6 protein-coding genes are annotated in these 12,471 nt (G+C 41.3%); 5 read left to right on the forward strand and 1 reads right to left on the reverse strand.

What is annotated here, in order from left to right; all coding sequences use genetic code 11:
- The first annotated feature begins 525 nt into the window (after positions 1 to 525).
- The 3 genes from H5116_RS06530 (at position 526) to H5116_RS06540 (ending at position 6,625) form a co-directional block, all read left to right on the forward strand.
- Positions 526 to 3,492, forward strand: a complete 2,967-nt coding sequence (locus H5116_RS06530; protein WP_182715778.1) for a TonB-dependent receptor — start codon at positions 526 to 528, stop codon at positions 3,490 to 3,492.
- Positions 3,493 to 3,594: 102 nt separating this feature from the next.
- Positions 3,595 to 5,145 carry a tryptophan halogenase family protein gene (locus H5116_RS06535; protein ID WP_182715779.1) on the forward strand — a complete coding sequence of 517 codons (1,551 nt, stop codon included), beginning with the start codon at positions 3,595 to 3,597 and terminating at the stop codon, positions 5,143 to 5,145.
- On the forward strand, positions 5,138 to 6,625 hold the full coding sequence (locus H5116_RS06540; RefSeq protein ID WP_182715780.1) for a tryptophan halogenase family protein: 1,488 nt from the start codon (positions 5,138 to 5,140) through the stop codon (positions 6,623 to 6,625). The genes H5116_RS06535 and H5116_RS06540 overlap by 8 nt, the downstream gene beginning before the upstream one ends.
- Positions 6,626 to 6,702: 77 nt before the next feature.
- On the opposite strand, the gene H5116_RS06545 is transcribed toward H5116_RS06540, so the two are convergent.
- Positions 6,703 to 9,279 (reverse strand): exo 1,3/1,4-beta-D-glucan glucohydrolase, encoded by a 2,577-nt coding sequence (locus H5116_RS06545; RefSeq protein ID WP_182715781.1) that lies wholly within the window; start codon positions 9,277 to 9,279, stop codon positions 6,703 to 6,705.
- Between the two features lie 238 nt (positions 9,280 to 9,517).
- Between H5116_RS06545 and H5116_RS06550 the strand changes: the two genes are divergently transcribed.
- Positions 9,518 to 10,846 (forward strand): GH1 family beta-glucosidase, encoded by a 1,329-nt coding sequence (locus tag H5116_RS06550; RefSeq protein WP_182715782.1) that lies wholly within the window; start codon positions 9,518 to 9,520, stop codon positions 10,844 to 10,846.
- 32 nt (positions 10,847 to 10,878) lie between these two features.
- Positions 10,879 to 12,405, forward strand: coding sequence for an MFS transporter (locus H5116_RS06555; RefSeq protein WP_182715783.1), 1,527 nt, complete (start codon positions 10,879 to 10,881; stop codon positions 12,403 to 12,405).
- Positions 12,406 to 12,471: the final 66 nt, after the last annotated feature.

Below are 12,471 nucleotides of genomic sequence, written 5' to 3' on the forward strand. Positions count from 1 at the left end.
TTAATGACCGATTCATATACTGAGATAGAACCGCCGCTTGATGCGTTTTCATCAATTGCGTTGTACATAATCACTACATCGGCATTTTTGCTAAGTTAGCAAATGTACCTATTTTTTGTTGAGTGACCAACGGCAAATTTATTAATTTTAGCTAGTATTAAAAGCTGATTTAAACACCTTATAAAAGTGTATAAATAACTAAATTAATCAATAATTGGTTTTCTTATAATAAAATGTTGTTACAGCACTATTTCAAACGGTTTTTTATAACCAATTGTAATTTATAATTTAAATAAAATTAAATCCAAAAAACATACATTTTAAAAACAATTTAGTCTCATTTTATTAAAACAACAGTTGACCCTATTCAAAATATAAACTAGCATTTCTGGAAGCGCTTCCACAAAATCTAGTTGAACAGATTTTTCTGGAAGCGCTTCCACACATTTGACAATGTTTATAACTACACAATAACAGCCCCATACAAGCTGTTAATAATAATGATAAAAGCGCGAGGGAAACCGAATGTCCAACCATATTGTAAGAAAAACAAAGATAGCGACCAGCCTATCTCTGATTTTAGGTGCATCAATCTCTTTGCCTGTATATGCACAAGAAGCAAATACAGATGTTGAAGTAATCCAAGTTACTGGTTTTAAAAGCAGTATTAAAGAGTCGACTCGTTTAAAACGCGACGCCGCTGGTGTTGTAGATGCAATATCAGCTGAAGATATTGGTAAATTCCCCGATACCAACTTAGCCGAGTCGCTACAGCGTATTACGGGTGTGTCGATTGATCGCTCAAATGGTGAAGGCTCTAAAGTAACGGTTCGTGGTTTTGGCCCCGACTACAATATGGTAACCCTAAACGGGCGTACAATGCCGGCGGCATCTTTGCCTGCAGGCGGTGGGACACCTAGCTCTCGTGCATTTGATTTTGCAAACTTAGCGTCTGATAGCGTTAAATCGGTTGAAGTATATAAAACGGGTAAAGCAAGCATTGCATCAGGTGGTATTGGCGCAACAATTAATATTAATACCGCTCGCCCGCTCGACAACCCAGGCTTTGTTTCAAGCATTGGCGTAAAAGCATTACACGACTCAACAAACCGCGTTGGTGATGACATAACACCAGAGCTTTCGGGCTTAATTAGCTGGACCGACAGTGAAGCTAAATTTGGTGCCTCGTTAACTGCAAGCATGCAACAGCGCGATAGCTCATCAACAGGTGCGTTTGTAAATCAATGGAATACATCAGCTTTTGACGGCACAATCCCACAAGCTGCAGACGATATTGTTTTAACTAATGCACCCGCCGTTGGCCAGCTTTATTCAATGCCATCAGATTTGCGCTACACCATTGCCGACAGAGAGCGTACGCGTACAAACGCGCAATTAACGCTGCAATACAGCCCAATTGATGATTTAACAGCCACGCTTGATTACACATATTCTAAGCAAGATTTATTCGAAGCCCGTGCTGAGCAATCAATTTGGATGGATAACTACAAAAGCGCGCTAACATTTGACGACAACACGGTAAAAACTCCTATTTATTACCGAGAAGAACGTCGCGATCAGCAAACACGCGATTTAGGTTTAGCGTTTCAAGAGTTAAACCAAGTTAACCAAAACGATTCTATTGGTTTAAACGTTGAGTACTATTTCAACTCAGAATTGAGCTTTATGTTTGATGCGCACAATTCAAAAGCCACTAGCAAACCAGATGCACCTTACGGCAGCTGGGTAAACGCAGGCTTAGGCGCAAACGTAGTTAACGCACAAGAAGTTGATTTTAGCCGCGAGCTTCCATCAATGAGTATCGATTTTGATGATTGCCGCCGAGATAACCTAAATTGTAATAACACGTTAGATGCCTCTGATGTGGGTACGTCTATTTTAGATTCTAACTTTGCTCGCCAAGAATCTGAAATCACAGAATTTAGAATCCATGGTAAATACGAAATTGAAAACGGCGCAATTGACTTTGGTATAGAGTCTCGCTCTATGGAAAGCCATTCACTGCAATCACTTACACGTAATACAATGGGTAACTGGGGTATAGAAAACCCAGGCGAACTACCTGATGGCTACTTAAACCCAACAAACTTTTTAGCTGAGTTTGACGACTACGATACATCGGGCTCGTTCAACCAAGGTTATACCGGCAGCGCATCGCAAATTGGTTACTGGGCAGGTGAAGAATACGGTTTTAACTTTGCAGCCGATGGCGCATTTGCAACAAACCGCACCATTGAAGAAGACATAACCGCTGCGTTTGTGCAATTTACTTACAATGGTTACATTGGCGATATGCCATACAACATTGTTATTGGCGCGCGCCAAGAGTCTACCGACATTACCTCAACGGCTAATATCGATTTACCTAACGCAGTAGCGTGGGAAGGTAATAACGACTTTAATGTTCGTTTTGGCTCGGCTAAAGAAGATTTCACGCTTAAATCTAGCTACGATCACTTTTTACCAAGCTTTGACTTTGACATAGAAGTAATTGAAAACGTAAAAGCGCGTTTTTCTTATAGCACGACAATTGCTCGCCCAACTTACGATAACTTGAGTTCAGCAGCGACTGTTGGTGTACCAGGTGCCCCTACTCTTTTAGCGGGTTCTTCACCGGCTACAGCGTCAACAGGTAACCCTGGTTTAGTGCCGCTTGAATCAGATAATATTGATGTATCGGCTGAGTGGTACTTTGCAGAAACAAGTTATGTGTCGGTAGGTTACTACACTAAAGACATCGAAAACTTTATTGGTTTAACACCAATGACACAAAACTACTACGGATTACGCGATGCAACAGCGGGTCCTCGCGCACAAGCTGCCATTGCTGAGCTAGAATCTCGCGGACTTGCCCTAACCGATTCAAACTTATTTCAAATGGTTGCCGCAACAGAAAACAACGTTGATTTTGACTCTATGACCTACGAAGAGTTTGAAGCAGCTTACGATGTAATTGCTAACAGCGATGACCCACTACTAGAATTTACAGCACAAGTACCTACCAACAATAAAAATGCCACCATTGATGGTTTCGAAATTGCCTTTCAGCACTTTTTTGGTGAAAGCGGTTTTGGTGTGCAAGCAAACTACACCACAGTTAACGGCGACATAGACTTTGATGTAAACGCCGACCCTACTACAACACAATTTGCACTAGTAGGTTTAAGCGATACAGCTAACTTTATTGCAATGTACGAAAACGATGATTTTCAAGCACGTATTGCTTACAACTGGCGTGATAAGTTTTTAAATAGCGCAGCTCGATACGTAAACGAGCCAGGCTTTACTGAAGAATATTATCAAATCGACTTTAATGTTGCGTACAACTACAGCGAACAACTATCGTTTTTTGTTGAAGGCCTTAACATTACTGAACAAAACAGCCGCGAACATGGCCGTACGTCAGCACAATTGTGGAACCTACAACAGCTAGGTGCACGTTACAATATTGGTATGCGTTACAACTTCTAAAGGTAATACAAAGTAAAGCCGTTAGTTTTTACTAGCGGCTTTTTTGTATTTAAAACAGTATTAATGCTAGTTTAATTGTTATCAACTTTAGGGTGTTAACTCATGACCAAACCAATAACAAAAATAGTCGTTTTAGGCGGTGGCACTGCCGGTTGGCTAAGCGCAGGCTTATTAGCTGCCGAACACCCGCACCTTAATGTAACGTTAGTGGAGTCGGAAAATGTGCCTATATTGGGCGTCGGCGAAGGCACATGGCCGTCAATGCGTAACACGCTGCAGCGCATTGGCATTAAAGAAATTGATTTTATAACCCAGTGCGACGCGTCATTTAAGCAAGGTTCTAAATTTATAAATTGGCGCAACCTCAGCGAGGGAGAAAACTACTACCACCCTTTTATGAATCCACAAGGCTACGAGCACACTAATTTACACGCCAGCTGGCAACGCATTGCACCTGATCAAAAATTTGCCGACGTTGTTAATATGCAAAGCTTTGTATGCCAAGCAGCACTTGCACCAAAACAATTACAAACACCCGAATATGCAGCGGCCACCAACTATGGCTATCATTTAGATGCGGGTAAATTTGCAGAGTTTTTAAAAAATCACTGTGTTAAAAATCTAAACGTTACACATATTATTGACGATGTAACCGAGGTTATTAACGACGAACATGGCTATATTACTTCATTAAAAACAAATAATAATGGCAATATAACAGGTGATTTATTTATAGATTGCTCAGGCTCTCGTGCTCGTTTAATTGGTGAGCATTTTAATAGTGAGTTTATAGCGCAAGATCATATTTTATTTAATAACAGCGCTGTTGCGGCGCAAATACCTAATGCACACATCAATCAACCAATTGCCTCTGCTACACTATCTACAGCGCAAAGTAACGGCTGGATTTGGGATATAGCCCTGCCAACACGCCGTGGTACAGGTTATGTATTTAGTAGTAAATATCAAAGCGATGAAAGCGCAACAAATACACTAAAAAGCTACATAGCCAAAAGCACCAGTGAGCAACAAGCTGAGCAACTTACCTACCGTGTATTAAAATTCAGCCCTGGTTACAGGGAACAATTTTGGATTAAAAACTGTGTTGCCGTGGGTATGTCTGCTGGCTTTTTAGAGCCGCTTGAAGCGTCAGCTCTTGCTATGGTTGAACTTTCAATTAGCATGATAAGCGAGCAACTACCACAAAACCGCACCCACATGAGCCAGCTTGCAAGTCGTTTTAACAGCCGCTTTAGCACTCGTTGGCAGCGCGTTATTGAATTTTTAAAACTTCATTATGTACTAAGCGAGCGCGACGACACTCCCTATTGGCAAGATATTAGTAATTTAAATACCGCACCCGAGCGCCTGCAAAACTTACTTAAACTTTGGCAATTTCAGCCCCCTAGCCGCTTTGATTTTATTGAAAACGAAGAAGTGTTTTCATCAAGCAGTTACCAATACGTTTTATATGGCATGGGCTTTAATACACAAACAGTCTCTGCACAAAATACATTTAACGACCCACGTGCTGGGGATTACTATTATCAGCAAAATCGCGAAAAAATAGCGCAGTGTTTAAATGGACTGCCAAGTAATCGCGCGCTTTTAAATCACCTTTTATCAAACAATGGGCAGCCACATAATGACTAAAACAAACGCTGTTAAAAACGTAGTAATTGCTGGAGGCGGCACTGCAGGTTGGATGGCCGCAGCGGCACTTGCTAAACTAGTTGGTAACAATATAAACATAACCCTTGTTGAATCTGACGATATTGGCACTGTGGGTGTTGGCGAAGCTACAATTCCGCCTATTCGGACATTTCATAAATTGCTGGGTATAAACGAGCAAGCATTTATGAAAGCCACTCAAGCAAGCTTTAAATTAGGTATTAGCTTTGAAAACTGGGGCGATGAAAACACGCATTACATTCACTCATTTGGCGCAACGGGCAAAGAATGTTGGGCGGGTGAATTTCATCACTTTTGGCTGCAAGGTAAAGCACTTGGAATAAACAACCCATTTGGCGATTACTGCTACGAGCTGCAAGCGGCTAAAGCCGGTAAATTTGCGTTTAATCAGCAAAACCCCATTAACTATGCCTACCATATGGATGCCACGCGTTACGCACAGTTTTTACGTGAATTTTCAGAGCCATTGGGTGTAAAACGCATTGAAGGTAAAATACAAAAAGTAGTAAAAAACACTAAAACGGGCCATATAGAATCATTGATTTTAAATAATGGCGAGCACATTAACGGCGACTTTTTTATTGATTGCACCGGCTTTAGAGGCTTATTAATAGAGCAAGCATTGCATACTGGCTACGAAGACTGGTCGCATTTACTACCGTGTAACAGCGCCATTGCGGTGCAAACAAAATCAATCAGCGATACCGTATTGCCACTTACCCGCTCTATTGCCCATAAAAGCGGTTGGCAATGGCGTATACCACTGCAAAACCGTGTCGGCAACGGATTAGTTTATTGCAGCCAATATATGGATGACGAACAAGCCAAAGCGCTATTATTAAATAACATTGAAGGCGAGGCGCTTACAGAGCCCCGTATAATTAAATTTAAAACAGGGCGCCGCTTAAAAGGCTGGAACAAAAACTGCCTAGCGCTTGGCCTTGCTAGCGGCTTTGTTGAACCACTTGAGTCCACCAGCATTCACTTAATTATGTCGGGTATTATTCGCTTTATGCGTTTATTTCCGTTTAATGGCATTACCAATCACGCCATTGACGAATACAACAAACAGCTTAAAAGCGAAATTGAAAATATTCGCGACTTTATTGTGCTGCACTACAAAGTAACTAATCGCGATGACAGTGAGTTTTGGCAGCATTGTAATGCCATGGAAGTGCCAAAAACACTTCAGCATAAAATTGATTTGTTTAAACAAACCGGCCGTGTATTTTTAGATGATGGCGACATTTTTAGAGTCGATTCATGGGTGCAAGTTATGCTTGGTCAAGGTATTGAGCCTAATCAACATCACTTAATAGCCAGCATGATGAGCGATGAAGAACTCACCCGTTTTTTACACGGTATTAAGCAACAAATAGAGCAACGCGTAAGCCAATTACCATCTCATCATGAGTTTTTAAAACAGTATTGCCCAGCATAAATATCCTCTTTAAAAAAAGCCCTTATTACTAAGGGCTTTGAGACAACACACAATAAACTTAACTTATAAACACTCTACTACTCACACTTTATTTTTGCTGTTTCCGCGCCTTGTGGTTCAAAGCTAATATCTGCAACTGAAACGTTAAGCTCTCCTGCCGTTTTAATAATAAAAGGGCTGGTTACTCTGGCAAAATCAACGCCCTTTTTAGCAAAACACGTTAAATCTATACTCATGGTTTGCCATGTATTTAAATCAGCATTTTCAAAATCACTGGTAATATCAAGCTCGCCACCACAGCCTTGTTCGCACTTCATTGCAAGGTATGTATGTGAGCTAGGTATTTGGTTTACTTTATAGCTAAAGCTAAGGGCGGAATTTGCTTCAATGTAGGCCACTTTGTCTTCGGTAAAGTTACTATTAATTTCGATATAGCTGGGTGCAGTGCCATCAAAATTAAATTGCATCGCATCTTCTTGAATCGCTTTGTCTTCAGTGCGATAAGTAATGCCGCCAAGCTTTACACTATTACTTGCTACTTGGTGCTGCTCGCTGTTTGAATTTAAAAACAAACGCCACGGTGTTTTAAAGCTGCCATTAAATATAGATAGCGGCGCAAGGTTACTAATATCAACACCTGAGTCTTCATTTAGATTATTGCTAAGCGTACTTTCATCTTTATACGTTAAGCCAAAGCCATAGGGTAATAATGGTGAGTAATTAGCATCGCCCTTATTTACTGCGGTTTGTAGTGGCGATTTAGGCCACGAGAACGACAATTTACCTTTAAAGTCATACTGTACCTTCCCATTTTCATCCGCTAATAAAACATCAGCAATGCCTTGTCCTTCAGTGCCAGGAAGCCATGCTGCTACAAATGCATCTGACGCGTTTAGCTCGCTGTTAACCCACATTGGTCTGCCCGATATAAACACCGACACCACCGCAATACCTTGCTGCTTCAATGTTTTTAATATTTTAAGAGAGCGTTTATTGTTACGTTCAAACTCAAGGTTGTCTTTATCGCCATGCCCCTCTGCGTATGGTTCTTCACCGAATACAACAATGGCTACATCGGGTTTGCTAGTAAATTCACCCGTTGGGCTTAAAATAGCGTTACCGCCAGCAGCCTCTATTTGCGCTTTTAACCCCGCATAAATAGACGTTGCCCCAGGGAAATCTGCATTTTGATTATTAGTTCCCTGCCACGTAATACTCCAACCGCCCGATTGCTTGCCTATGTTATCAGCCGCATCGCCTGCTATAAGTATGTTGCTTGACGGGTTAAGCGGTAATAAATGGTTGTTGTTTTTAAGCAGTACTAACGACTCTTTTACCGCTTGGCGGGCAATATCGCGATGTGCTTGCGCACCTATTAATTCTAATTTACCTGAATATTTTCGATTTGCAGGGCTTGGTTTATCAAATAAACCCGCGCGTAATTTAACGCGTAAAATACGTGCTACGGCGTCATCTATTCGCGCCATTGTTATTGTGCCCGCTTTTACTTGTTTAATTGTATTTTCATAAAGTGGTTTCCAAGCACCCGTTGGCACCATAAAAATATCAAGCCCGGCTTTAACAGCTTGCGGGCAGCTTTCATTTGTACAGCCGGCAACTTGTCCGTGTCCGTTCCAATCGCCTACAACAAAGCCATCAAAACCCATTTTTGTTTTTAATACATCGGTAAGTAAGTATTTGTTGCCGTGATTTTTTTTACCATTCCAGCTATTAAACGATGCCATAACCGACTGACTACCTGCGGTTAAGCCACCTATATAACCTTGCGCATGAATGTTATATAACACCTCTTCGCTATCAATGTTATCGCCTTGATCGTCACCATCTACTGTGCCGCCATCGCCTAAAAAGTGCTTAACGGTACTAATTACGCGTTTGTCACTTAAAAAGTCTTCATCGGCTCTGCCTTGCAATCCGTTTACAATTGCGGCTGAATACTCACGTACAATTGCAGGGTCTTCTGAGTAGCCTTCGTACGTTCTGCCCCATCGGTCGTCGCGCACCACCGCAACAGTCGGTGCAAACACCCAATCTATGCCTGTTGCCATTACCTCTATTGCAGTAGCTGCTGCAATGCGCTCAATTAATGCGGGGTTATTAGCAGCACCTAAACCAATATTGTGCGGAAATAACGTCGCTCCAATCACATTATTATGGCCATGTACTGCATCAGTGCCCCACATGGTTGGAATTTTACTGCCATCAATTGAGTCATCAACCGAGGCTTGGTACATGCTCTCAGCAAGTGTTATCCAATCTGCAGGCGTTGCATGCTTATTAGCATTTGGGAACGAGCCACCGCCATTTAAATACGAACCAAAACCGTATTTGCGCATATCTTCAACACTAATATCGCGAATTTCAGGTTGGATCATTTGCGCTACTTTTTGCTCAAGCGTCATTGTTTTTAAATACTGTGCAATTGTATTTTCAATTTCGGGCGTTTTAACTACCTTGCTTTTAAGCGTTGGCCAAAATGATAAATTACCTTGCTCATGCTCAGCCTTTTTGGCTAAGGCGCCTTGGCTATTATTTGCGTTAATCTCTTGTTTGTTACACCCACTTAAAACGCACAATCCTCCTATTAAAATAGGGAGCATGTGTAACCTGTTAGTGTTTAAGCTTTTTTTCATTTTTATAGCCCTGTGTTGTGTCAGTGTGATTTTGTGAGCGCCTATTTGTTATTTAAATTTAACTATTGACCTGTTTAACAATAGCCACTAACCTAAATATGGAAGCGCTTCCTTAAAGTTATTAAATACCATACTAGTGATTAATCAAATTAAATATGGAAGCGCTTCCAATAATGAATTTAATATACGCTCTATACAAAGCAAACTTTACCAAAAAAGAAGCAGAGGTTTTCTCTTAATGAAACAATTATCTTTACCTAGTGGCTCACCACTTTTAGCCAAAAATTTTACTTATGGTGTAGCTACGGCCTCATTTCAAATTGAAGGCGGCGCAGCTGATCGCTTGCCATGTATTTGGGATACCTTTTGCAGTAAAGAAGGCAAAATAGTCGATAATTCAAATGGCGATGTAGCCTGCGAGCACTACACTCGCTGGAAAGACGATATAAACTTAATTGAATCATTAGGTGTGGACGCTTACAGACTTTCTATTTCGTGGCCGCGTGTAATGACTAAAAGCGGTCACTTAAATCCGGCAGGCGTTAAGTTTTATACCGACATTTTAGATGAATTAAAACGCCGTAACATTAAAGCTTTTGTAACGCTGTACCACTGGGATTTACCACAACATATTGAAGACGAAGGTGGCTGGCTAAACCGTAACACCGCTTACGAATTTGCCCATTACGCAGATTTAATTACCAAAGCATTTGGGGAACGTGTGCACTCATACGCCACCTTAAACGAGCCGTTTTGCAGCTCTTACTTAGGTTACGAAATTGGCGTACATGCACCTGGCATTGTAGGGCGCGAATTTGGTCGTAAAGCCGCGCACCACTTATTACTAGGTCACGGTTTGGCTATGCAAGTACTTGCTAAAAATAGCCCAAATACGCTAAACGGTATTGTACTTAACTTTACGCCTTGTTACCCCGTTACCCAAAGTGAAGACGATTTAAAAGCCACTGCATTTGCTGATGACTATATAAACCAATGGTACATGCGGCCTGTAATACAAGGTAAATACCCTGATATTATTAAGCAATTACCTAAAACCCACCGCCCATATATTTTAGATGGCGACATGGAAATAATTGCTCAACCGCTAGATTACCTAGGGGTTAACTTTTATACCCGCATGCATTATCAAGCAAGCGATACCGACTTTTACCATGAGCTGCCACATAAAGCGCCAATGACCGATATAGGCTGGGAAATTTATCCTAAAGCGCTTACAGAATTACTTGTATCGTTAAACGAAAAATACACCCTACCACCTATTTATATTACCGAAAACGGTGCAGCTATGGCTGACGAATTTACAGACGGTGAAGTGAGAGATAACGACCGTATTGAATATTACCACGAGCATTTAAATGCCCTGCATAACGCAACCGAGCAAGGCGTTAAAGTAGATGGTTACTTTGCGTGGAGCCTAATGGATAACTTTGAATGGGCAGAAGGATATTTAAAGCGCTTTGGAATAATACACGTAGACTACAACACACAAAAACGAACTGTTAAAGCCAGCGGTAAAGCGTACAGTAACCTAATAACTAGCCGATAATTTTTCGGCTTATAACAATAAGAACACACACAGTGAACAAACTCCCTTTATACGAAAAAGTCGGTTACGCCATGGGCGATGCCGGCGCTAACTTAGTATGGCGCGGCGCGCTTGCTTATTTAGCGGTGTTTTACACCGATACATTTGGCATATCGGCAGCCGCCGCTGCCATGTTGTTTTTGGTTGTAAGGCTATCAGATGGCGTAACCGATATTATTATGGGTATGATTGCCGACAGAACGCAGTCGCGCTTTGGTAAATTTCGCCCATGGATACTCTATTCGGCACCGTTTTTGGGCTTGTTTATGGTGTTGTGTTTTACTACACCCGACTTTAGCACCACCAATAAACTTATTTATGCTTACGTAACTTACATAGGTTTAACGCTTGCTTACACCGTAAGTAATGTGCCCTACTCGGCACTTATGGGCGTAATGACACCAGACGATACAGAGCGCACAAAGCTCTCTGGTTTTAGGTTTGCAGGTGCGTTTACTGGTGGCTTATTGGTTATGGGTTTTTTACCTGAGCTAGTGGCATTTTTTGGTGGCGGCGACAACGCCAAAGGCTATCAGCTTACTATGTACTTATTTGCCAGCTTACTTATTATTTTAATGATTATAACGTTTGCGACCACCAAAGAGCGTGTAACACCGCACGCCTCAAATGAAGGGAATTTAAAATCAGAGTTGTTTGATTTAACCAAAAGCCTGCCATTTATAATCCTACCTTTGCTTGCTACCACCCTGTTTTTTTATTACCGCGATTTATACAGCGGCGTATTTTTTGCCCTTGTTATGGCTGCAATGACATTCGTTATTAAAAAATTACTCAATAAAGATAAGCAAAGCTTAACGGGCTCACAACGCGACATGGTTGATCTTCTGACCAACAAACCTTGGCTGATATTACTCGGCATTGGTTTTTTAACCATGATGTTTAATGGCATAAAATACGGTGTAATTGCGTACTACTTTAAGTACCACGTAGCCAATGAACTCATGGCTGGGCAATACTTTATTGCTTTGTTGGTTGTATCTATATTTGGCGCACTTGCCACAGGTAAACTGGCCGAAATTATGGGTAAACGAAACCTATTTATAGCATCATTAATGCTAAGCGGCATACTCACTACTGCATTTTACTGGGTACCTAGCGATAACCTGGTTGCTGTATTTACCTTTGGTTGCGCTGCTGAATTTTTTGCCGCGATGATGCCAACATTATTTTTTAGTATGCTTGGTGATTCAGCCGATTATTCAGAGTGGAAAAACAAACGCCGCGCTACAGGCTTAATTTATTCAGCGGGTACATTTGTGCAAAAAACCGGTGGTGGTTTTGCCGGTGCATTAGTATTGGTGGTACTTGCAGGCTACGGCTATAACGGTATGGATGAGCTAACAATTACACAAGCCCTACCTGGTATGCAGCTACTTATGAGCTGGATACCTGCCGCATTTGCTTTTTTAGGCGCCGCATTGATGCTTATTTATCCGCTTACCTCAGTGATGACGCAAAAAATAACAGAAGACTTAGCAATTAGACGCAGTAATGTGTAAATTAACTTTTAATGACCCTTCGCACTTTATATTTTTTATAAAGTGCGAGTAAAAATACATATAAGC

Source organism: Pseudoalteromonas sp. SG45-2 (assembly GCF_014164115.1).
Lineage (GTDB): Bacteria > Pseudomonadota > Gammaproteobacteria > Enterobacterales > Alteromonadaceae > Pseudoalteromonas > Pseudoalteromonas distincta.